Origin of the sequence: Jannaschia sp. M317 (assembly GCF_025141175.1) — a bacterium.
In the GTDB taxonomy this organism is placed as follows: domain Bacteria; phylum Pseudomonadota; class Alphaproteobacteria; order Rhodobacterales; family Rhodobacteraceae; genus Jannaschia.
Map to the genome: position 1 here is coordinate 695,679 of NZ_CP081155.1, position 19,992 is coordinate 715,670.

Sequence of the window (19,992 nt, forward strand, 5' to 3'; positions counted from 1 at the left end):
ACAACGGGCCGGGGGCGATGGCGCTCCCGGCCAATTCAGGACCGTACGATCAGGTGTGGCACGCCGTCCGAGGTCTGCTCCGCCGTGGTGCCCTTTGGGCCGATGGTTGCCGTGATGCGTTTGCGCATCGCCGAGAAACTGTCGAACCGGACCACGTCGACCGCTTCGTCCAGGTCCAGCGTCAGGCGCGTCCAGCCGGTCGGCAGCACCTGCGCCGTCAGGACGGTGGCGTCAAAATCCCGACCCAGATACTGTCCGCGCACCCGGTCCCCGACCTGCCAACCGTCCGTCAGGCTGGCCGACATCGTGTTCCAGTCGCGAAACCCCTCGGCGCGGGCCACGCGTTCCAAAGCGGCGGCGTGACTGATCTCCTCGCCCTGCGCGGCGAGGTCGGTGCGCAGGGTGCGGGCGCGGCCCTTGGCGTCGCGGCGGTTCATGCCCGTGCCCCCGTGAACAGACCCCAGCCAAGCCCGCGCCGCGCCGACTGCATCAGCACCGCCAATGCGACCAGCGCCAGCAGCGCCTCGGCTGCGGGGCCAGCCAACCAGATGCCCGCCTCTCCGAACAGGTCGGCCAGCAGGAACGTCAACGGAATTGCGAACAGGTAGGGTCGCGTCAGAGACAGTATCGCCGCCCGTGTCGCGTCGCCAATCGCCTGGAAATAGGCCGAAATCATCATGATCGGCCCGGCCAGAACGAACAGCGCAACGATGACCGGCAGGATCCGCGCCACCTGGTCGATGACGGCAGGATCATCGACAAAGATCGCCCCCAGGTCCCTTGCGTAGACCGTCAGTCCCAGCTGCATCGCGGCGCAATAGCCCAAGGCCAGCATCAAGGCGACCCGCAGGCTGGCGTCCGAACGGGTCCAGGCCTGCGCGCCATAGTTGTTGCCGGTGATGGTCTGCATCGCAAAGCTCAGCCCCAGAAGCGGCAGATAGACGAAGGTCATGACCCGCGTGACGATGCCATAGGCCCCGATCGTATCCGCATAGCCCGGCGCGCCCACCCATTGCAGCGCCACCACGATGGCGCCCGAACCAAGGGCCAGGCCGACAAATGTCAGGCTCTGCGGTGCGCCTAGGGCGAGGATGCGACCCCAGTGGCCGGTGCCGATGCCGGGGGGCAACGCCCCGCCCCGCAGGCGGAAGGCGACGATCATCGCAAGCGCCACCGCCTGCGCCGCCGCGGTGCCCCAGGCCGACCCGGCCACGCCCCAGCCAAGGCCCGCGATCAGAACCCAGTTGAACCCGATATTGGCGAGCGAGACGAACAGGCTCATGGCGGCCATGAAGCCGACGCGCCCTTCGGACCTCAGGGCATCCGAATTGACCGACAGAACGAACATCATCGGCGCGGTCAGAACCGTGATCCGCAGATAGATCAGCCCCAGATCCGCCAACAGCGGTTCTCCTCCGGCGGCGATCAGGGCGACGGTCGGACCGGCGGCGAGAAAGGCCAGGATCACCACCACCCCGCTGATCAGGGCCAGCCCGTGCGCCCCGTGAAAGACGCTGCGCGCACCGGCCATGTCTCCCGCCCCCACCCGGCGCGCCAGCACAGAGGACATGCCGCTGGACACGAGCGTCGCCAGCGAAACGATCAGCATGTAGGCGGGGAACATCAGGGTCACGGCGGCCAGCGCCTCGGGCCCCACATAGCGGCCCAGGAACAGCGCATCGGTGACGGCCAGAACGCCGTTCATCCCCATCACGAGAATGATCGGCAAAGCGGTGCGCGCATAGATGACGGGCAGAGGCCCGTGCAGAAATGGATTGTGGTCGGCGGACATGGCCCCGGCTCCTTTGGTCGTGTCGCGCGTTCTGGTCGGGGTCCGCATTGCCGTCCGTGCGACGGACGAAAAGATCGTGGGCTAGATTGCCGAAAACTCAGGACTTCACCGGGGCCCGATGGCCTGCGGACGGCGGGCGCCTGGTGCCCGTGGCGCGGGGCTACCCCCGACGAGGAGATCGGTCAAGCCCCTGGGCGGCGCGCCCTCCTCGGCCGACCACCCGAGGTCGGTGTGGAATGATTGAAAATTTCGATCAACCCTGCCTGTTGCAGTTGCTCGGCCATATCGCGTCCGAGGCGCGGATCGGGCCTTGACCATTCGGTCAGGAAACGCACTATCGCCGGATGCTCGCCTACATCATTCGCCGCATCTTCCAGTCCGTCGTCGTCCTGCTGGCCGTCGGCCTCGTGGCTTTTTCCATGTTCCGGTTCGTCGGTGATCCGATCGAGCAGTTGCTGGGCCAGGAGCGCACCGTCCAGGACGTGGAACGTCTGCGCGAGGCGCTGGGCCTGAACGACCCCTTCCCGGTGCAATACGCCAAGTTTCTGGCCCGTGCGGCGACCGGTGATTTCGGCATTTCCTACCGGCAGTCGCGCCCCGTGGCCGAAATCATCGCCGAACGCGCGCCCGCCACGCTGGAACTGGCGCTGGTGTCCGGGGTTCTGGCCCTGACGGTCGGGATCGGCCTGGGCGTCTTTACCGCGATCCGGCGGGACGGTTGGGGGGCGAACCTGATCATGTCGGCGTCTCTGATCGGGGTCAGTCTGCCGACCTTCCTGATCGGGATATTGTTGATCTACGTCTTTGGCGTCCAGCTGAGATGGCTGCCGACCTTCGGCAGGGGAGAGGTCGTTGACCTTGGCTGGTGGACGACTGGTTTCCTGACGACCTCGGGGCTGAAGTCCTTGATCTTGCCGTCGATCACGCTGGGCCTGTTCCAGATGACGCTGATCATGCGCCTGGTTCGGTCCGAAATGCTCGAGGTGCTGCGCCAGGACTATATCCGCTTTGCCCGTGCGCGGGGGCTGTCGGCACGGGCGGTGAATTTCCGCCACGCGCTAAAGAACACCATGGTGCCCGTGATCACGGTCACCGGCCTGCAGCTGGGTGCCATCATCGCCTTTGCGATCATCACCGAGACGGTGTTCCAATGGCCCGGCGTCGGTCTGTTGTTCATCAACGCCGTGCAATTCGTCGATATCCCCGTCATGGCGGCCTATCTGATGCTGATCTCGGTGATGTTCGTGATGATCAACTTGCTGGTCGATATCCTTTATGTCTGGGTTGACCCCCGCTTGCGCATCGACGGGAGGCATTGATGACCGACACGCCCGACACCACACCCGAGGCCGCCCCGTCCCGCCTGCGCATGGCCTGGGACAGCGACATCGCCTATTCTTTCCGCCGGTCGCCGGTGGCCATGATCGCGACGTTCGTGACGCTGTTGATGGTACTGGCGGCGATCTTTGCGCCCCTGGTGGCGACGACCAACCCCTTTGACCCTGCATCCCTGAATCTGATGAACGGGTTTTCGCAGCCCGGCGTGCCCAATGCCTTTACCGGCGAAAGCTTCTGGCTGGGCACCGACGATCAGGGCCGCGACGTCTATTCGACGATCCTCTACGGCTTGCGGATATCGCTGTTCGTGGGGGTCATGGCGGTGATGTTCTCGATGGTTTTGGGCGTTCTGCTGGGCTTGCTGGCGGGCTATCTGGGCGGCTGGACCGAGACGATCATCATGCGCGTGGCGGATGTGCAGCTGACGTTTCCGTCGATCCTTGTGGCGCTGTTGATCTTTGGGGTGGCGCGGGGCGTGATCCCGATCGAATACCGCGATCAGATGGCGATCTGGGTGCTGATCATCGCGATCGGCCTGTCGGACTGGGTGCAATTCGCCCGCGTCGTGCGCGGGGCCACCCTGGTCGAGAAGAACAAGGAATACGTGCAGGCCGCACGCCTGATCGGGCGCAAGCCGGCTGCGATCATGTTGCGGCACATCCTGCCCAATGTTCTGTCGCCGGTGCTGGTCATCGCGACCATTTCCCTGGCGCTGGCGATCATCGCCGAGGCGACGCTGTCGTTCCTGGGCGTGGGGGCACCGCCGACGCAGCCTTCGCTGGGGACGCTCATCCGGATCGGACAGGATTTCCTGTTCTCGGGCGAATGGTGGATCCTGTTTTTCCCGGCGCTGACCTTGCTGGCGCTGGCGCTGTCGGTGAACCTGCTGGGTGACTGGCTGCGGGATGCGCTGAACCCGAGGCTGCGCTGATCATGGGCGGCGACCCCTATCGCGGCACCGGGTTCTGGCAGCCCAAACCGGAGGAGCGGGCCGCCCTGCGCCAGCATCTGCTGGCCGAGCTTCCGCCGGGGCACGTGCTCTATCCTCGCCGCGATACACTCGAGGTGGAGGCGCGGGCGCAGGACGGGGACGATGTCATCGTGCGCACCGGCTGCGTCCGCAATCCGCTGGCCTTGGTGCAGATGACCTGGCGTGGCCGTCCGGAAATTGCGCCGTTTCTGCCGGAAACAACGCTTTTTGCGTCTGACGATGCGCTGCGGATGCAGCTGGGGGGGGCGTGATGCCCCTATTTCGCGGCGACACTGGCAAAGCGCAGGCGGCGATCCTGCTGCGGACCATCGGTGCACCAGGTTTCGCCCGACGCGATCCAGTGAACGTCCCGCGTGTCCGACCGGATGGTATAGCGACCCGGTTCAGCGGAGATGACCTCCGGCCCGATCAGGGTCAGAAACATTGCGAGGGCAGAAGCAGTAAGGCACATGTCTTGGTTCCTTGTCCTTGTGTGGCCCTCCCGCGCCGATGCGCCCCAGGCTACGCGCAGCGCCGCCCCGATCAACGGTTTGTGCCGCGTCGCGGCATGACATCACGCCGCAGCGCAGCAAGCGCGCACTTTGACGGCGCTTCTGCCGAATATCTGACCTGTCGGAGACTGCCTTGACCCCTGTTCTCTCGCTCCGCGACCTGACGGTCGACATCCCCACGCGCCACGGCACCCTGCGCCCGGTCGACAAGGTCAGTTGGGACATCGCCGCCGGCGAGATCCTGGGCGTGGTCGGTGAATCCGGCGCGGGCAAGTCGATGACGGGCAACGCGGTCATCGGCCTGCTGGACCCGCCCGCCCATATCTCCGGCGGAGAGGTCCTGCTGGAAGGCGAGCGGATCGACCACTACACCCTGCCGCAGATGCGCAAGATCCGGGGCAAGCGGATCGGGATGGTGTTCCAGGATCCCCTGACGTCTTTGAACCCGTTGCTCACGGTGGGCGAACAGCTGACCGAAACGATCCTGCGCCATCTCGACGTGTCGGACGAAGAGGCGAAGGCGCGGGCCATTCAAGGTCTGGATGAGGTCGGCATTCCGGCGGCCAAGGATCGGTTGGGCGCCTATCCGCATGAATTCTCGGGCGGGATGCGGCAACGGGTGGTGATCGCGCTGGCGCTATGTGCCGAGCCGACCCTGTTGATCGCGGATGAACCGACGACCGCGCTGGACGTATCGGTTCAGGCGCAGATCATCGCGTTGCTCAAACGGTTGTGTCGCGAACGGGGAATGGCTGCGATGCTGGTGACCCATGACATGGGGGTGATCGCGGAAACCGCCGATCGCGTGGCCGTCATGTATGCCGGGCGCCTGGCCGAGATCGGGCCCGTCAGCCAGATCGTGGGCCAGCCGCGCCATCCCTATACCGACGGCCTGATGGCTTCGACGCCTGCGGCATCTGCCGGCCAACACCGATTGCGTCAGATCCCGGGTGCGATGCCCCGTCTGGGGCGGTTGCCGGACGGCTGCGCCTTTCATCCCCGTTGTCCGCGCGCGCAGGATCGTTGCCGACAGAACCCCGGTCCCAAGGTCGGCGAGGCCGACGCCCGCGCCGCCTGCTGGTTCCCCATCGATGCAGAGGAGAGCGCCGCATGAGCCCGTCCCGAACCCTCGTCTCGGTGCAGCGGCTCACCCGTGTTTTCGACGTCTCGAAACCCTGGTTGAACCGGCTGATCGAACGCCTGCCCAAACGGATGCTGACCGCCGTGTCCGATGTCAGTTTCGACATCCCCGAACGCACGACCTATGCGCTGGTGGGTGAAAGCGGGTCGGGCAAGTCCACTATCGGCAAGATGGTGGTGGGCCTGCTGACCCCGTCCGAGGGGCATGTGGATATCGACGGCGTCGATCTGGTGACCGAACGCGACCCGGAGGTCATCGACCGCATCCGCACCGACATCCAGATGATCTTTCAGGATCCCTTTGCGTCCCTGAACCCGCGCTGGCGTGTACGGGACATCATCACGGAACCGGTGGTGGCACGGGGGGGCAAGGTCGACGGCCTGGCCGAACGGTTGCTGGAACAGGTGGGCCTGGCCGCCGAAGACGCGAGCAAATACCCGCACCAGTTCTCCGGCGGACAGCGGCAGCGGCTGTGCGTGGCGCGGGCCCTTGCGTCAGAGCCGAAGCTGATTGTCTGCGATGAACCGACCAGCGCGCTGGACGTCTCGGTTCAGGCACAGGTTCTGAACCTGATGAGCGATCTGAAGGATGAGCACGGGCTGACCTACCTGTTCATCAGCCATGATCTGACGGTCGTGCGGCACATGGCCGATACCATCGGCGTGCTGTATCTGGGCCGCCTGGTCGAGGAGGCACCGCCCGAGGCGCTGTTTACCCAACCCGCGCATCCCTACACGGCGATGCTGATCGATGCGGCCCCGAAGCTGGACGCCTTCGGGCGCGAGGTGATCCCCCCCGAGGGTGAGATCCCCGACCCAATCGACCCGCCCAAGGGCTGCGCCTTCCACCCACGTTGCCCACTGGCCACCGATATCTGCAAGCAGGAACGTCCGCCGTTGGAGGCCTTCGGTGCCGGTCGTGTCGCCTGTCACCACGCGGGCGAGATCAAGTTGGAGAGCGCCGCCTGAACTGGCCGCCCGGTGGCGGGCGGGCGATCATTTTCTTCGAAGAAAATGACCAGATCCTTCGAAGGATCTGGCTGCGGACCGGGTCAGTCGCCTTGCAAGGTGAAGGGGCTGTTGCCGGTTTCCAGGAAGGCCCGAACGCCTGCGATGACCAAGGTTGTGTCGGCGCTGCCGCCCATGCCCTCGTCGGTCAGGCCCCCTGCCTCGCAGATCACCTCGACCGTGCCATAAGGCAGCGCCGCTGCGACCGCTGCGCGATCCACGGCTTCGGGGTCCGGGCAGGCGATGGTCACCTCGATCCGCATCTTGTGCGGCACCTTCCAGGTCGCGAACACCGACAGCGACGAATGGCGGATCGCGTCAGACACGGCACGCAACGCGGCCTTGGTCATGTCGCGGCCATGGACGTCCGCACCCATGCCGATTTCCAGGATCAATTGCTGTTCGCTCATCGTGCGATCTCCACGTCGAAGCTGACCGAGATGATGGCATTGGCCACCACGACATGCTTGTCCCGCGACGGCAGGCGCGCGCCGCCCTTTACGGCCGCGACGGTCACGGTGCCATAGGGCGCTTCGGCGGCCACGCGGGCGGTATCGACGGCCCCCGGATCGGGCACGCCCACGCGGATATCCACCAGCATGGCGTCACGTGGGAACCCGAAGGCCGGGCCGATGGTCAGGGAATTGCGGTGCAGCGCATCAAAGACGGCACGACAGGCGGCCTTGGTCTGATCCTCGCCGGTCAGGTCGGTGCCCATCCCCATTTCGATGGCGAATTGCGTCTTTGGCATGTCTCAGCGCTCCACTGTCCAAGGGATGTCGTAGTGATGTTCGTCCAGATTGTCCGCCGTCGCCTCGCGGTCAATGACCGCGAACAGGCCGGGGGCCTGCAGCGGCGTCAGCACCCCGTGCCAGGTGCCCCGGTGGAACTGGATGCCTTGGTGCGGGGCGGTCAGGAAGGCGCGCGGCGCGCTGTCGGGGGCGTCGGCCACGATCACCAGAAACGGGTGCTCGGTCATCGGCAGGAATGCCTGCGATCCCTTGGGGTGCCGTTCGATCAGGTCGAGACGGTACGGCAGGGTGCGGGGGATGGCGTCAAACAGGCTGATGGACGCCGGGCCGTCCACATCCGGGCGGCAGCGGTCGTGCCAGCGGGTGCACATGTCCGCGTTGATGCGCCGCGCCTCGCCCGTGCCGCAGGCGATGACGGTGCCGTAGGGGGCAAAGGCGGCGGCGGTCAGCGGTTCGGCCCGGATTACCCGGTCTACCATTGCAGCGCCTCCAACCGCAGGCGGGCGATGCGTTCGACCTGACGACAGGCCTCGGCGAATTCCACCTCGCGGTCGTTCGCGATACGCCGGTGAAAGGCATCCAGGATGCCGGCCTTGTCGTGATCCTTGACCGCGATGATGAAGGGAAACCCGAAGCGGGCCACGTAATCGGCGTTGAGCCTCTGGAACGTCTCCCGCTCGTTGTCGGTCAAATGGTCGAGACCAGCGCTGGCCTGTTCGGCCGTGCTTTCGTTGGTGAGCCGTCCGGCGGCGGCCAGTTTGCCAGCCAGGTCCGGATGCGCGGTCAGGACGGCCAGGCGCGCGTCCTCCGACCCGGCGCGGAAAGCGCGGGACATGGCGGCGGACAGGCCGGCGGGATGGTGGTGGGCGGGGCCCAGTTCTGCCTCCCAGGTGTGTTCGGCCACCCAGGGGGAATGTTCGAAGATGCCGCCGAAGCGGGCAACGAAGGCGTCGCGGTCCATCTCGTGCACCATGTCACCGGAGGAGACGTCGCGGTCCGACAGGGCGGGCACCGCATCGCGCACCAGATCGCGGGCACCTCGGGCCGATTGCACGACCGGCGGGTGGACCTTGGCCCAATGCGCGGCAATCTGTTCGCGGGTGGCGACCCAGACGCCTTCGTGGCTGCGCACGTGATCGAGAAACCGTTTCAGCGCCTGTGCCCGTCCGGGACGACCAGCCAGGCGGCAATGCAGACCCACCGACATCATCCGCCCCCCTTCGGCATAGAGACAGTCGAAACTGTCGCGCAGATACTGCTCCCACGAGGCGCCATCGGCATGGCCTGCCTGGATCGCGAACCGCATGTCATTGGCGTCCAGCGTGTAGGGCAGGATCATCTGGGGCCGGTCGCCGATGCGCACGTAATACGGCAGATCGTCGGCATAGCTGTCGGAGATATAGGCCAGCTCTCCTTCTTCTGCGGCCAGCCGCACGGTGTTCTGGGAACAACGCCCGGTGTACCAGCCACGCGGAGGTGTGCCGGTCAGATCGGTGTGCAGGTCCAGTGCGGCCCGAATTGCCGCGCGTTCCTCAGCCTCGGGCATGTCCTTGTGCTCGACCCATTTCAGGCCGTGGGACGCGATTTCCCATCCCGCCCCCTGCATCGCCTCCAGTTGGAGCGGCGAGCGGGCGAGGGCGGTCGCCACGCCGTAGACCGTGACGGGCAGGTCGCGCAGCATCCGGTGCAGACGCCAGAACCCGGCGCGCGACCCGTATTCATAGATCGATTCCATGTTCCAGTGCCGTTGACCGGGCCAGGGTTGGGCCCCGGTGATTTCCGACAGGAACGCTTCGGAAGCAGGGTCGCCGTGCAGGATGTTGTTCTCGCCCCCCTCTTCGTAGTTCAGCACAAGGGACAGGGCGATACGGGCACCGCCCGGCCAATGGGCGTCGGGCGGGGTGGGGCCGTGGCCCAGCATGTCGCGGGGATAGCGGTCGGGCATGGAAACTCCGGGATGCGTGGGTCGGTTGCCCGACCATGACGCGCAGCGCCCCGAGGGTCCAGTCGATCAATCCGTCGACAGCAGCGACAATTCGGCGGCGGCGGCCTTCAACTCGGGCAGGCGGGCAATCGCCTCGGTCACGGACATGCGCTGCACCGGCGCATGAACCGACAGCGTCGCCAAAAGCCGGTCGTTGGCATCGAGGATGGGTACGGCCACGGCGACCATATCCTCCATGAACTCGCCCCGGTCGGTGGCATGGCCGTCACGGCGGATGCACTCGATCTCCAGCTTCAGGTCTTCGGGATCGGTGAAGGTATGTGCGGCCAGTGGTTTCAGCGTGGCCGTGTTCAGATAGCCGCGCAGGGACCGGTCGGGCATCGTCGACAGGAACATCTTGCCCGCAGCCGTGGCATAAAGCGGGACGCGCGTGCCGATGGGCAACTGGATGCGCAGCGGCCACTCCGTCTCGACCCGTTCGATATAGACCATGTTCTCGCCGTCCGGCAGAGAGATGTTGCAAGTCTCGCCGAAGGTGCGACTAAGCCGGGTCAGAATGCTGCGCCGCGCGCTTTGCAGATGCGACGTCGACAGCACCCCGCCGGCCATCCGGCGCAGGCGCGGGCCGGGCAGATAGGCGCGCTCGCCAATATCGCGTTGCAGGAAGCCTTCGGCCTCCAAGGTCGCAAACAGCCTGTGGATCGTGGGCTTGGGAAGGCCCAAGCGCGCGTTGACGGACGTCGGCGTCACCGGAGCACCGCTGCGCGACATCTCTTCCAGGACCAGCACGAGCCGGAGGTTCGTCGGAATGGTCTCGTTCTGACCGTCCATGGAAGGCACCCTTTCTGCCCCGGTCGCATCAACGGGCATCCGGCCTCCCGAACCGATGCCCGGAGGAGGGCCGGGTGGCCCGTCGCCGGATGACAGCCGATATAGGACAGGTCACCGGAATTTGAAAGCGCTTCGGTGTGGCTCCCTTGGCGGGGTCAGCCGGTGCTGACCTCCGCCATGGCGATCAGACTGGCGTTGCCCCCTGCCGCGGTGGTGTCCGTGGATACGACGCGTTCGGTCGCGAAACGCGGCAGGTAAAGCGGCCCGCCCGCCTTTGGTCCCGTCCCCGACAGGCCATGTCCGCCGAATGGCTGTGACCCGACAATCGCCCCGATCTGATTGCGGTTCACATAGACATTGCCCGCGCCCACCGCCGCCGTCACCTTGGCGATGGTTGCGTCAATCCGGCTGTGCAGCCCAAAGGTCAGGCCGTAGCCGGTGCCATTCACCTCTGCCAGAACCTTGTCCAACGTGCCTGCCTTGTATCGTTTGACGTGCAGAATGGGGCCGAACACCTCTTCCGTCAGGGTTTGGTCGGGGGCCAGTTCGATGATCGTGGGCGCCAGGAACAGACCTTCGGGGGCCGCACCCTGAAACGCGATCTTGTGGCGGGCAACGTGAGCGGTCAGCCGGTCCAACGCGGGCTGGTCGATGATCGGTCCCACGTCGGTGGCGGTGTCCATCGGGTCGCCCAGGCGCAGGGTCGCGGCATTGCCGGCGATCATCTCGATCATCCGGTCGGCGACGTCTTCCTGCACATAAAGAATCCGGCAGGCCGAACACCGTTGCCCGGCCGAGCGGAAGGCCGACATGACCACGGCATCGGCCACCTGTTCGGGCAGGGCGGTCGCATCGGCAATCATGGCGTTGATGCCACCGGTTTCCGCGATCAGCGGGACGATGGGCCCGTCGCTGGCCGCCAGCGCCCGGTTGATGGCGCGCGCCGTTCCTGTGGACCCTGTAAAGGCCACTCCGGCCAGACGGGGGTCCGAGGTCAGTTTCTGTCCCACCTCCGGCCCGCCGGGCACCAGGACCAACGCGTCTGCGGGCACGCCCGCCTGGTGCAACAGCGCCACGGCCTGCGCGGCGATGCGCGGGGTCTGGGGCGCGGGCTTGGCGACGACGGTATTGCCCACGGCCAGGGCGGCGGCACATTGCCCCAAGAAGATCGCCAGGGGAAAGTTCCAGGGCGCGATGGTCAGGAACACGCCCCGCCCCTGAACCTGCCAGCGGTTCGATTCGCCGGTGGGGCCGGGCAAGGCCCGCGGGGTGCACAGCGGTTCGGCTTCGTCGGCATAGTAGCGCAGGAAATCCACCGCCTCGCGCACTTCGGCGATGCCGTCGTCGATGGTCTTGCCGGCCTCGTGGGCCAAGGTCGCCATCAATGGGGCGCGATGCTCCTCCAACAGGTCGGCGGCGCGGCGCAGGGCCTGGGCGCGGGTTTGCACCGGGGTGGCGGACCAGGCGGGAAAGGCACGGGCGGCGCGGGTCATGGCGTCTGTTGGGTCGACCTGCGGGGCGGCGGGTGCCGTCGACGCGCGGGCCATGGCCTGGCCCAGCATGTCCAGGTCCACCCGGTCGCCAAAGGTCATGCCGCGCGAATTGACCCGCGCGCCGAACAACGCACCGGGCAAGGCGATGCGCGGATGTCGTGGCGCAGTGCGCAGATCATCCGGGATCGACAGCAGGTCGGCAACCGGCACATCGTCGTCCCCCGCCTTGGCCACAAAGGAGGTGGAGGCCCCGTTTTCCAGCAGGCGGCGCACCAGATAGGCCAGCAGGTCGCGGTGCCCGCCCACGGGCGCATAGATCCGGCAGGGCACATCGCTGATGCGGCGCAGTCCGGCATAAAGCGCTTCGCCCATGCCGTGCAGGCGCTGGAACTCGTACCCATCCTCCCGCCCCGAGGTCGCGGCCATGTCGAGGATCGCCGCGATGCTCAGGGCGTTGTGGGTCGCGAACTGCGGGTAGAGCACGGGGCGCAGCGCCAGCATCCGTTCGGCGCAGGCCAGATAGTTGAGGTCCGTGACGGCCTTGCGGGTAAAGACGGGGAAATCGGTCTGACCCTCGACCTGGGCGTGTTTGACCTCCGTGTCCCAGTAGGCCCCTTTGACGAGCCGCACCATCAGGGTCTGGCCATGCTGCCGTGCCAATGCGCCGATCCGGTCGATCAGTGGCAGGGCGCGTTTGCCATAGGCCTGGATCGCCAGGCCGAACCCGTTCCACCCGCGCAGCCGGTCGTCGGCAAAGGCGGCCTCGATCACATCTATTGACAGCTCCAGCCGCTCCTGCTCCTCCGCGTCGACGGTGAAGTTCAGGTTGTGGGCCTTGGCCTGTGTGGCCAGCTCGATCAGGACGGGCACCAGCTCTGCCAGGACGGCGGCGCGGTTGCGGGCCTCGTATCGGGGGTGCAGGGCGGACAGCTTGACCGAGATACCGGGGCGGTGGGGCAGGGCCCGCGTCCCGGCGGCGCGACCGATGGCTGCGATGGCGCGCGCATAGCTGTCGGCATACCGGCGGGCATCGCCCCAGGTCCGCGCGCCTTCGCCCAGCATGTCGTAGGAATGCAGCGCACCCTTCGCCTCGCTTTCGCGGGCGCGTTTCAGGGCGGCCTCGATGCTTTCGCCCAGGACGAACTGGTGCCCCATGAAGCGCATTGCCTGTTGCACACCGGCGCGCACGGCAGGGGCCCCGATCCGGCGGGTCAAACCGCCGACCACGCCCTCGACCGTGTCGCCGGGCCGCAGCAGGCGAGAGGACAGGCCCAGCCCCCAGGTCGCGGCCGACACGAGCCAGGCTTCGGACGGCTCCTGCCCCGACCAGTCGCCCGCCCCGATCTTGTCGGCGATCAACGCATCCTGCGTCGCCTTGTCCGGCACCCGCAGCAGCGCCTCGGCCATTGCCATCAGCGCCAGCCCCTCGCGCGTGCTCAGGTCATAGTCCCGCAGGAAGTCTTCGAGCCCGCCGATACGGGTGTGGGCCTTGCGAATGGCCTGGATCAACTGGGTCGCGGCGGCCTGCACCTTTGGCTGGATCTGCGCGTGTTTCATCAGCGGCGCGATCAGGGTTTCGTCGGCGGGTGCATAGGGGGCGGAAAAGGCGGGCATGGCATCCTCGGGTTGGCTTGCGCGGATCATAACGCGGTCCCGGGCGCGGATCTCACTGAATCGCGGGTGGTTTGCGGTGTGTTTTGGGGGTAAAATCCGTGAAAACGGGTAATCTCGGGGGATTTGGCAGTGACGATGTCTTTGGACCGGCAAGATCGCAGCATTCTACGCCTTTTGCAGCAGGATGGTCGGATCAGCGTGACGGCGTTGGCGGATCAGATCGGTCTGTCCGCCAACGCCACGGCAGAGAGGATACGCCGCCTGCAGCGGGACGGTGTGATCGAGGGGTTCCACGCGCGCCTGTCCGCCAAGGCGCTGGGCCGCGACCTGCTTGCCTTCGTCGAGGTGAAACTGGATCGCACCAGTGCGGATGTCTTCGAGGCTTTCGCCGAGGCGATTCGTCAGGCCGAAGACGTGGAGGAATGCCACATGGTCGCGGGCGGTTTCGATTACCTGCTCAAGACGCGCCACCGCGATATGGCGGCCTATCGCGCCTTTCTGTCCGAGACCCTTCTGACCCTGCCGGGGGTGCGCGAAACCCATACCTACGCAGTCATGGAAGAGGTGCGCAGCGGCGCGGGCCTGCCCGTCTAATGGGCTGAATTTTCGAAAAGAAGCGTCAAATGCTCCGTGCTTTGGGGGCAGAAATTCGTAGGTTGTTAGGATAGGACCAGTAGCTGGAAGTGGCCAAGAATGGCACCCGTGGGCCCAGCCCAAAGACAGAATGTCATGTCGTCCCGTCGGGACCAATTGCCTGCGAAGCGGGCGCATTCAAAGGAACTGAAATGTCCAGCATTCTGACCAACAACGGCGCGATGGTCGCGCTTCAGACTCTGCAATCCATCAACAAGAACCTGGGTATGACCCAGTCCGAAATCTCCACCGGCAAGTCGGTGGCGAACGCCAAGGACAACTCTGCCGTCTGGGCCATCTCCAAGCAGATGGAATCCGACGTGAAAGGCTTCAAGGCCATTCAGGAAAGCCTGTCGCTGGGTGAATCCACCGTCGCCGTCGCACGCAATGCGTCCGAGACGGTCACCGACCTGCTGACGGAAATCAAAGGCAAGATCGTCGCCTCGCAGGAAGAGAACGTCGACCGCGCCAAGATCCAGGCCGACGTGGCCGCCCTGCGCGATCAGATCGGATCGGTTGTCGGTGCCGCGCAGTTCAACGGTCTGAACCTGCTCAACAATACCGAAACCGATGTCGATTCGCGCAACGTTGACGTGCTGTCGTCGCTGGATCGCTCGGGCAGCGGTGTGGCTGCGTCGAACATCAGCGTTGGCAAGCAGGATCTGGGAACGGGCGCCGCGGCAGCCGGCACCGTGGGTCTGGATCAATCCGTCAACAGCGCGGCCGTTGCCGTCGGGGCCTCGGCCGAATTCGTGACCTTCGACGGTGTTGGTGCGGACGACAACCTGGTCGCTGGTGCCAGCTTTCTCGTCACCGGGTCAGCGAACTTCGAAGGCGACGACTCGGGCGATACTTACGACTTCTCCGAGGATGTGACCTATGTCGCCCGTGATGGGGATACGTTGACCGACGTCGTGAACAACATGGTCGAGCGGCTGAACTACCAGGCCGAGAAGGACGGCCTGGACATCACCTTTGCCGCCAACACGGCAACCGCGGGCCGGATCGATTTCACCAACAACTACGACGAAGCGATCTCCGACTCCAACAGCGTGGTCGAGCAGTCTGATATTGCCGACCAGGCCACCCTGGAAACCGAAGCCGACGGCACCATCGGCGGCGGGCTGGAACTGCTCGAAGATTTCGATGTGACCACGGACGAAGGTTCGGCCGCGGCGCTTCAGGCCATCGAAGGTTTGATCCAGTCCTCCATCGACTCGGCTGCGTCGTTCGGCTCCGTTCAGGGCCGCATCGAAACTCAGTCGGATTTTGTGTCCAAGCTTTCGGACTCCCTGACATCGGGTATCGGCTCCCTCGTGGATGCCAATATGGAAGAAGCCTCGGCCCGTCTGCAGGCGCTTCAGGTGCAGCAGCAGCTGGCAACGCAGTCGCTGTCGATCGCCAACCAGGCGCCGCAGTCGATCCTGTCGCTGTTCCGCTAAGATCAGCGGCCGCCCCGGAGCTGAAAGGTCCGGGGCGGCCTTGCCGTCACACCGGCCTCTGGTCGACCGCCGCTGAAACGCGGCACGCCTTGCAGAAAGTAAGCCCTCATGCTGAACGTTCATGCTGCCGCCGCCGCCGCCTATGGCGCGCTGGATGCGCAGATCGTCGATCCGACCCGCGCCGAAGCGATGGTCTTTGCCAAAGTCACCCGCCGGTTGGAGGCGATTTTCGCCGATCCCGCCAGCAGCCATGCCGCCCGGGTCGGCGTGCTCCACGATAATCGTCGCCTCTGGCTGGCCGCTGCCGCAGCTGTCGCCGACGACGGCAACGAACTGACCCCGCAGCTGCGGGCCTCACTCCTGGGTCTTTCCGGTTTCGTTGAACGTCATACCCGCGCCGTCCTCAAGGGGGAGGCGAAGGCCGATGTCCTGTCGGAAATCAACCGCCGGGTGGTCGGCGGCCTGTCGCACGGGGCCCGCTGACATGGCCGGGCTCATGCTCAAGTTTCCGGCCGGTGACCGCATCGTTCTCAACGGGGCCGTCATCGAAAACGTGGGTCGGGGCGCGCGGCTGCGGGTCTTGACGCCCGATACGCAACTGCTGCGGCTGCGCGATGCCATCAACCCCGAAGAGGCGGGCACGCCGGTCGGGCGGTTGGCGCATTCGGTGCAGCTGATGCTGGTTGGTGAATGCGATGTGGCAAAGGTCCTGCCGGACACGTTGGCGGCCTTTGCGCCCTTGCGCCTGGCCTTTGTCGACGACGAGGACCGCCTTTGCATCGACGAGGTGACCGGCCATCTCGAAGCGATGCAGTTTTACCAAGCGCTGCGGGCCCTGGGCCGCCTCCGCAAGCGGGAGGCGGCCATACTTTCCCGCGGTCTGCCATGACCTTCCAGCCGTTCATTCCAAGCGGCGGGCTGGCGGGCTGGCGTTTTCTGCAGAACACCCTGGATGCGCAGAAGGCGGCGCATGGGGCGTCTCCGATCGTGCAGCGGGATCTGGATTATTTCGCCGCCAATATCGGCAAGGTGGAAACGGCAGAACAGCTCGTCTCTGACTTCCGTCTTCTATCTGTGGCACTGGGGGCTTTCGGTCTGTCCGAGGACGTCGGCAGCAAGTTCCTGATCCGACGTGTTCTGGAAGAGGGGACGATTGATCCCGAATCTCTCGCCAACAAGCTGTCCGACAAACGGTACCGAGATCTATCGCGCGCCTTTGGTTTCGGCGACTTTCCGGTCGCGAATACCGCGCTTAGCGACTTTCCCGAAAAGATTGCTGCGCGCTACCGTGATCAAAGCTTTGAGCAGGCGCTGGGTCAGACCGACAACACCATGCGGCTTGCGCTTAACGCCCGCAGAGAGTTGGCCACCATCTCCGAGGGAGAGGGGTCCAACAAGACGAAATGGTTCACAATCATGGGCACGCCGCCGCTACGGTCGGTCTTTGAGGGGGCGCTGAACCTGCCGACCAGCTTTGCGACCCTGGACCTCGACCGTCAGTTGAAAGTCCTGCAGGAGCGGAGCCTGTCTGCCTTTGGGTCCGATCAGGTCGTTGACCTGGCAGAGCCGAAAACGATGGAGAAGATCCTCGACCGCTATACCGCGATGGCAGGCCTGCGGGGCCAAAGCGCCAGCACGGTTACATCGCCCGCCCTGTTCTTGCTGCGCGGCTTCTAGCCGTCATGCTATCCTCACAGACCCGGCAGGGAGGTCGGGTCGCTAGCCTGGTCTTGCCGTTGGCTGGCAGGCGATCCCCGCGACCTGTGCAGACCGGTCATAGGCGTCCCGAATACCCCCGGCCCAGAATTTCGGCGAGCCTTGCAAAGGACGCTTCGCAGCTGTCCACCCCGACCTGAGCAAAGAGTTCGTGCAGCAGCGGCAGGACCGATTGCGCGCGGTCGATGCCGGCGTCCGACCCCCGGTCATAGAGGCCGGAACTGACCATGAGTTCGCTGCGGTCAGCGACGGCGAGCAATTTGCGGGCTTCCTTGATCAAGGCGTTTTCCTCTGGCGTAGCTGCTTCGGGCAGGCTGCGGGACACGGATCGCAGGACGTCCACCGCAGGAAAGCGTCCTGCCTCCGCGATTTCCCTCGACAGGACGACGTGACCATCCAACTGGCCGCGCACGATGTCGGCCACCGGCTCTTCCATGTCGGAGCCTGCCACCAGGACCGAAAAGATCGCCGTGATATCGCCCTGTCCGGACTCCCCGGGGCCCGCCCGCTCGGCCAAGGCGGCCAGCAGAGGCGTCAGGCTGGCCGGGTGCCCGCGCAGATCCGCCCCTTCGCCCGCTGCGGTCGCGATTTCGCGGTGCGCCTCGGCGAGGCGCGAAACACTGTCGAGCAGGAACAGCACGCGCAGGCCCCGGTCGCGAAAATATTCGGCCACCCCCATCGCCGCAAAGGCACAGCGTCGTCGAAGGGGCGCGGGCTGGTCTGATGTGGCGGCCATGACCACTGTGCGGGCCATTCCGTCTGGGCCCAGCACGTCATTTACGAACCCGGTGACCTCGCGCCCGCGCTCCCCCACGAGGGCCAGCACACAGACATCGGCCTGCATCCGCTGCGCCAGCAGTCCCAGCAACGTTGATTTCCCCACCCCCGATCCGGCGAACAGGCCGATCCGCTGTCCGGCGACGATCGGCAACATCGTGTCGAGCACCGCGACCCCGGTGCATTGCCGCGTGCCCATGGCGCGCCGTTGGCCGGCACCCGGGGGGCCGGCATGCAACGGCCGGGCCAGGCCCCCGCCGATGGGCCAACCGTCCAGGGGCCGCCCAAAGGGATCGACCACGCGGCCGATCCAACTGGCATCCGGGCACAGTGACGGTTGCCCCTTGGGCTGCACCGTCAACCCGATCCGCAACCCCGTTGCAGGCCCAAAGGGTGTCGCGCGCAGGCTGTCGCGGTCCAGGCGCACGACCTCGGCGCGATGCGGCGTGCCGTCGGCATCCCGGTACACAACCTCGTCGCCCAGACCCGCGTGATCGGACAGACCCTCGACCGCGAACCCGGTTGGATCCAGGTGAGTGATGCGGCCCACGGGCTGCGTCCGCGCGATACCGACAAGGCTGTCGCGGATCGCGGCAAACGGGTCGAACGTCTGAATGTCCATGGTGTCATCTCCTCTGGTTGAAACGATTTCTAAAGGAATCAGTCTTAAGGCTTCGTTTCAGGAATGACGGAGAATCCGCCTGTGACCGAAATTGCCTTGCTCAGCCTGGCGTCGAACGCTGCGCGCCACGCAGCCACCCGACAGTCAGTGATCGCCACCAATGTCGCCAATGCCGACACCCCCGGGTTTCGCGCCCGCGATGTCGCCCCTTTCAGCGCGGGTGAGGATGGGTTCGCCCTGCGCCGTAGCCAGGCGGGGCATTTCGCTGGAACCCCCCGAACCGCCCAGATCTTTGATGAAATCGGGACCGCCGCCGACCCCAACGGCAACACAGTGTCGTTGGAGGATCAGGTTCTGCGCGGGATCGAGACGTCGCGCGCCCACAATCGGGCGCTGACCGTCTACAAGGCGTCGCTCGACATTCTGCGCGCCAGCATCGGGCAGCGGTAAGATGGCGGGCTTTTCCAATACGATGGCGATCCTCAGCTCTGGCATGCGCAGTCAGAGCCAGCGCCTGACCCATGTGGCCGAGAACATCGCCAACGCCGACACGCCCGGCTATCGCCGCAAGGTCGTCGATTTCCGCGCCGAAGTGGCCGAAGGCCAGCGCACCGGGGCGGTTCAGGTCGGGCCCGTGCGTTTGGACCGGGCCGAGTTGGACCAGATCCATGACCCTGCGCACCCAATGGCCGACAACGAAGGCTACTATCAGGGGTCCAACGTCAACTTGATGACCGAACTGACGGACGCCCGCGAGGCGCAGCGCACCTACGAAGCCAACCTCAAGATGTTCGAACAGGTCCGCCGCATGTCGTCGGCGATCCTCGATATTCTCAGACGATAGGAGACCAGAATGGACATGTCCCAACTCTCGGCGCTGGTACGCGGTGCCGGTGCCGGTGCCAGCCCCGCCTCTGCCACGCCCACGGGGTCCGCCGCGATGGAGGCGGTCAGTGGGTTCGCCAAGGCCCTGACCGAGGCCGAGACCCAGGCCCAGGCCGCCCTGACCACGGGGGCCGATCCTCATGATCTCGTCTCGGCCCTGGCCGAAAGCAAATTGGCGGTCGATACCGTCGTGACGGTGCGCGACCGCGTGGTCGAGGCCTATCAGGAAATCCTGCGGATGCCGGTCTAGACGCATGTCCGACGCGCTGTTCTTCGACACGTTGCGACAGGGGCTTTGGATTGCGGTGATGATCTCCGCACCGATCCTGCTTGTGGCGTTGGTGGTGGGCCTCGCGATCGGGCTGTTCCAGGCGCTGACCTCCATTCAGGAAATGACGCTGACCTTCGTGCCGAAGATGGCTGCGATCCTCGTCGCTTTCTGGGCATCCATGAGCTTCATGACGCTGACGCTCGCCCGCTATTTCACGGACACGCTTGTCCCGATCATCGAAGGGTTCTGAC

Annotated in this window: 24 protein-coding genes; 14 read left to right on the forward strand and 10 right to left on the reverse strand. The window is 65.7% G+C overall.

Going from position 1 to position 19,992, the window contains the following annotated elements; genetic code table 11:
* Positions 1 to 35: 35 nt before the first annotated feature.
* A complete protein-coding gene (locus K3551_RS03630) occupies positions 36 to 437 on the reverse strand; it encodes a glyoxalase superfamily protein (protein WP_259917747.1) in 402 nt (133 codons plus the stop codon).
* Positions 434 to 1,792, reverse strand: a complete 1,359-nt coding sequence (locus K3551_RS03635; RefSeq protein ID WP_259917748.1) for an MATE family efflux transporter — start codon at positions 1,790 to 1,792, stop codon at positions 434 to 436. Before K3551_RS03635 ends, K3551_RS03630 begins: the two co-directional genes overlap by 4 nt.
* Positions 1,793 to 2,136: 344 nt before the next feature.
* On the opposite strand from K3551_RS03635, the gene K3551_RS03640 reads away from it, so the two are divergent.
* From K3551_RS03640 to K3551_RS03650, 3 genes are read left to right on the forward strand one after another with little or no spacing between them, the layout of a single operon-like run.
* Entirely contained in the window at positions 2,137 to 3,111 is a 975-nt protein-coding gene (locus K3551_RS03640; RefSeq protein ID WP_259917750.1) for an ABC transporter permease, read from the forward strand.
* A complete protein-coding gene (locus K3551_RS03645) occupies positions 3,111 to 4,061 on the forward strand; it encodes an ABC transporter permease (RefSeq protein ID WP_259917752.1) in 951 nt (316 codons plus the stop codon). The genes K3551_RS03640 and K3551_RS03645 overlap by 1 nt, the downstream gene beginning before the upstream one ends.
* Before the next feature lie 2 nt (positions 4,062 to 4,063).
* A complete protein-coding gene (locus K3551_RS03650) occupies positions 4,064 to 4,372 on the forward strand; it encodes a hypothetical protein (protein ID WP_259917753.1) in 309 nt (102 codons plus the stop codon).
* Positions 4,373 to 4,377: 5 nt separating this feature from the next.
* Here the strand turns inward: K3551_RS03650 and K3551_RS03655 are convergent, their stop codons facing one another.
* A complete protein-coding gene (locus tag K3551_RS03655) occupies positions 4,378 to 4,572 on the reverse strand; it encodes a hypothetical protein (protein ID WP_259917755.1) in 195 nt (64 codons plus the stop codon).
* Between the two features lie 173 nt (positions 4,573 to 4,745).
* Between K3551_RS03655 and K3551_RS03660 the strand changes: the two genes are divergently transcribed.
* Together K3551_RS03660 and K3551_RS03665 are read left to right on the forward strand one after the other, a co-directional pair.
* Positions 4,746 to 5,726 carry an ABC transporter ATP-binding protein gene (locus tag K3551_RS03660; RefSeq protein WP_259917758.1) on the forward strand — a complete coding sequence of 327 codons (981 nt, stop codon included), beginning with the start codon at positions 4,746 to 4,748 and terminating at the stop codon, positions 5,724 to 5,726.
* Positions 5,723 to 6,721, forward strand: a complete 999-nt coding sequence (locus K3551_RS03665; protein WP_259917760.1) for an ABC transporter ATP-binding protein — start codon at positions 5,723 to 5,725, stop codon at positions 6,719 to 6,721. Before K3551_RS03660 ends, K3551_RS03665 begins: the two co-directional genes overlap by 4 nt.
* A gap of 83 nt (positions 6,722 to 6,804) precedes the next feature.
* Here the strand turns inward: K3551_RS03665 and K3551_RS03670 are convergent, their stop codons facing one another.
* The 6 genes from K3551_RS03670 to K3551_RS03695 form a co-directional block, all read right to left on the reverse strand.
* Positions 6,805 to 7,170, reverse strand: a complete 366-nt coding sequence (locus K3551_RS03670; RefSeq protein ID WP_259917764.1) for a Lin0512 family protein — start codon at positions 7,168 to 7,170, stop codon at positions 6,805 to 6,807.
* Positions 7,167 to 7,511 (reverse strand): Lin0512 family protein, encoded by a 345-nt coding sequence (locus tag K3551_RS03675; protein ID WP_259917767.1) that lies wholly within the window; start codon positions 7,509 to 7,511, stop codon positions 7,167 to 7,169. Before K3551_RS03675 ends, K3551_RS03670 begins: the two co-directional genes overlap by 4 nt.
* A 3-nt stretch (positions 7,512 to 7,514) precedes the next feature.
* Positions 7,515 to 7,991: an ureidoglycolate lyase gene (locus K3551_RS03680; RefSeq protein ID WP_259917768.1), complete on the reverse strand. Its 477-nt coding sequence runs from the start codon at positions 7,989 to 7,991 to the stop codon at positions 7,515 to 7,517.
* Complete coding sequence (gene puuE / locus K3551_RS03685; RefSeq protein ID WP_259917771.1) at positions 7,985 to 9,457, reverse strand: allantoinase PuuE; 1,473 nt, start codon at positions 9,455 to 9,457, stop codon at positions 7,985 to 7,987. The genes K3551_RS03680 and puuE overlap by 7 nt, the downstream gene beginning before the upstream one ends.
* A gap of 66 nt (positions 9,458 to 9,523) precedes the next feature.
* Complete coding sequence (locus K3551_RS03690; RefSeq protein ID WP_259917773.1) at positions 9,524 to 10,288, reverse strand: IclR family transcriptional regulator; 765 nt, start codon at positions 10,286 to 10,288, stop codon at positions 9,524 to 9,526.
* Between the two features lie 155 nt (positions 10,289 to 10,443).
* On the reverse strand, positions 10,444 to 13,425 hold the full coding sequence (locus K3551_RS03695) for an L-glutamate gamma-semialdehyde dehydrogenase (protein ID WP_259917776.1): 2,982 nt from the start codon (positions 13,423 to 13,425) through the stop codon (positions 10,444 to 10,446).
* A 105-nt stretch (positions 13,426 to 13,530) separates the two neighbouring features.
* Here K3551_RS03695 and K3551_RS03700 point away from each other — a divergent pair, with 105 nt between their 5' ends.
* The 5 genes from K3551_RS03700 to K3551_RS03720 all read left to right on the forward strand — a co-directional run bounded on the left by K3551_RS03700 (position 13,531) and on the right by K3551_RS03720 (position 17,147).
* A complete protein-coding gene (locus K3551_RS03700) occupies positions 13,531 to 13,989 on the forward strand; it encodes an Lrp/AsnC ligand binding domain-containing protein (protein ID WP_259919459.1) in 459 nt (152 codons plus the stop codon).
* Positions 13,990 to 14,180: 191 nt separating this feature from the next.
* Positions 14,181 to 15,470, forward strand: a complete 1,290-nt coding sequence (locus K3551_RS03705) for a flagellin (RefSeq protein ID WP_259917778.1) — start codon at positions 14,181 to 14,183, stop codon at positions 15,468 to 15,470.
* Positions 15,471 to 15,578: 108 nt separating this feature from the next.
* The gene (locus K3551_RS03710) at positions 15,579 to 15,953 is read left to right on the forward strand and encodes a flagellar biosynthesis regulator FlaF (protein ID WP_259917781.1); all 375 of its coding nucleotides are present in this window, start codon (positions 15,579 to 15,581) and stop codon (positions 15,951 to 15,953) included.
* Position 15,954: 1 nt separating this feature from the next.
* On the forward strand, positions 15,955 to 16,359 hold the full coding sequence (locus tag K3551_RS03715; RefSeq protein WP_259917783.1) for a flagellar biosynthesis repressor FlbT: 405 nt from the start codon (positions 15,955 to 15,957) through the stop codon (positions 16,357 to 16,359).
* Positions 16,356 to 17,147, forward strand: a complete 792-nt coding sequence (locus K3551_RS03720) for a DUF1217 domain-containing protein (RefSeq protein ID WP_259917786.1) — start codon at positions 16,356 to 16,358, stop codon at positions 17,145 to 17,147. The genes K3551_RS03715 and K3551_RS03720 overlap by 4 nt, the downstream gene beginning before the upstream one ends.
* 97 nt (positions 17,148 to 17,244) lie before the next feature.
* On the opposite strand, the gene K3551_RS03725 is transcribed toward K3551_RS03720, so the two are convergent.
* Positions 17,245 to 18,585 (reverse strand): FliI/YscN family ATPase, encoded by a 1,341-nt coding sequence (locus K3551_RS03725; protein WP_259917789.1) that lies wholly within the window; start codon positions 18,583 to 18,585, stop codon positions 17,245 to 17,247.
* 81 nt (positions 18,586 to 18,666) lie between these two features.
* On the opposite strand from K3551_RS03725, the gene K3551_RS03730 reads away from it, so the two are divergent.
* The 4 genes from K3551_RS03730 to K3551_RS03745 are packed head-to-tail and all read left to right on the forward strand — an operon-like array spanning position 18,667 to position 19,991.
* Positions 18,667 to 19,035: a FlgB family protein gene (locus tag K3551_RS03730; protein ID WP_259917791.1), complete on the forward strand. Its 369-nt coding sequence runs from the start codon at positions 18,667 to 18,669 to the stop codon at positions 19,033 to 19,035.
* A 1-nt stretch (position 19,036) separates the two neighbouring features.
* A complete protein-coding gene (gene flgC, locus K3551_RS03735; protein WP_259917792.1) occupies positions 19,037 to 19,429 on the forward strand; it encodes a flagellar basal body rod protein FlgC in 393 nt (130 codons plus the stop codon).
* A 9-nt stretch (positions 19,430 to 19,438) separates the two neighbouring features.
* Positions 19,439 to 19,720, forward strand: a complete 282-nt coding sequence (gene fliE, locus K3551_RS03740) for a flagellar hook-basal body complex protein FliE (RefSeq protein ID WP_259917794.1) — start codon at positions 19,439 to 19,441, stop codon at positions 19,718 to 19,720.
* A 4-nt stretch (positions 19,721 to 19,724) separates the two neighbouring features.
* Positions 19,725 to 19,991, forward strand: a complete 267-nt coding sequence (locus K3551_RS03745; RefSeq protein ID WP_259917795.1) for a flagellar biosynthetic protein FliQ — start codon at positions 19,725 to 19,727, stop codon at positions 19,989 to 19,991.
* Position 19,992: the final 1 nt, after the last annotated feature.

What these genes read in the sequence shown, in the direction of transcription:
- flgC (WP_259917792.1), top strand. Translation starts at nt 19,037, where the DNA reads ATGGCGGGCTTTTCCAATACGATGGCGATCCTCAGCTCTGGCATGCGC.
- K3551_RS03640 (WP_259917750.1), top strand. Translation starts at nt 2,137, where the DNA reads ATGCTCGCCTACATCATTCGCCGCATCTTCCAGTCCGTCGTCGTCCTG.
- K3551_RS03720 (WP_259917786.1), top strand. Translation starts at nt 16,356, where the DNA reads ATGACCTTCCAGCCGTTCATTCCAAGCGGCGGGCTGGCGGGCTGGCGT.
- K3551_RS03745 (WP_259917795.1), top strand. Translation starts at nt 19,725, where the DNA reads ATGTCCGACGCGCTGTTCTTCGACACGTTGCGACAGGGGCTTTGGATT.
- K3551_RS03695 (WP_259917776.1), bottom strand. Translation starts at nt 13,425, where the DNA reads ATGATCCGCGCAAGCCAACCCGAGGATGCCATGCCCGCCTTTTCCGCC.
- K3551_RS03670 (WP_259917764.1), bottom strand. Translation starts at nt 7,170, where the DNA reads ATGAGCGAACAGCAATTGATCCTGGAAATCGGCATGGGTGCGGACGTC.
- K3551_RS03700 (WP_259919459.1), top strand. Translation starts at nt 13,531, where the DNA reads ATGTCTTTGGACCGGCAAGATCGCAGCATTCTACGCCTTTTGCAGCAG.
- K3551_RS03655 (WP_259917755.1), bottom strand. Translation starts at nt 4,572, where the DNA reads ATGTGCCTTACTGCTTCTGCCCTCGCAATGTTTCTGACCCTGATCGGG.
- K3551_RS03650 (WP_259917753.1), top strand. Translation starts at nt 4,064, where the DNA reads ATGGGCGGCGACCCCTATCGCGGCACCGGGTTCTGGCAGCCCAAACCG.
- K3551_RS03635 (WP_259917748.1), bottom strand. Translation starts at nt 1,792, where the DNA reads ATGTCCGCCGACCACAATCCATTTCTGCACGGGCCTCTGCCCGTCATC.
- K3551_RS03675 (WP_259917767.1), bottom strand. Translation starts at nt 7,511, where the DNA reads ATGCCAAAGACGCAATTCGCCATCGAAATGGGGATGGGCACCGACCTG.
- K3551_RS03665 (WP_259917760.1), top strand. Translation starts at nt 5,723, where the DNA reads ATGAGCCCGTCCCGAACCCTCGTCTCGGTGCAGCGGCTCACCCGTGTT.
- K3551_RS03715 (WP_259917783.1), top strand. Translation starts at nt 15,955, where the DNA reads ATGGCCGGGCTCATGCTCAAGTTTCCGGCCGGTGACCGCATCGTTCTC.
- K3551_RS03690 (WP_259917773.1), bottom strand. Translation starts at nt 10,288, where the DNA reads ATGGACGGTCAGAACGAGACCATTCCGACGAACCTCCGGCTCGTGCTG.
- K3551_RS03680 (WP_259917768.1), bottom strand. Translation starts at nt 7,991, where the DNA reads ATGGTAGACCGGGTAATCCGGGCCGAACCGCTGACCGCCGCCGCCTTT.
- K3551_RS03630 (WP_259917747.1), bottom strand. Translation starts at nt 437, where the DNA reads ATGAACCGCCGCGACGCCAAGGGCCGCGCCCGCACCCTGCGCACCGAC.
- K3551_RS03725 (WP_259917789.1), bottom strand. Translation starts at nt 18,585, where the DNA reads ATGGACATTCAGACGTTCGACCCGTTTGCCGCGATCCGCGACAGCCTT.
- K3551_RS03645 (WP_259917752.1), top strand. Translation starts at nt 3,111, where the DNA reads ATGACCGACACGCCCGACACCACACCCGAGGCCGCCCCGTCCCGCCTG.
- fliE (WP_259917794.1), top strand. Translation starts at nt 19,439, where the DNA reads ATGGACATGTCCCAACTCTCGGCGCTGGTACGCGGTGCCGGTGCCGGT.
- puuE (WP_259917771.1), bottom strand. Translation starts at nt 9,457, where the DNA reads ATGCCCGACCGCTATCCCCGCGACATGCTGGGCCACGGCCCCACCCCG.
- K3551_RS03710 (WP_259917781.1), top strand. Translation starts at nt 15,579, where the DNA reads ATGCTGAACGTTCATGCTGCCGCCGCCGCCGCCTATGGCGCGCTGGAT.
- K3551_RS03705 (WP_259917778.1), top strand. Translation starts at nt 14,181, where the DNA reads ATGTCCAGCATTCTGACCAACAACGGCGCGATGGTCGCGCTTCAGACT.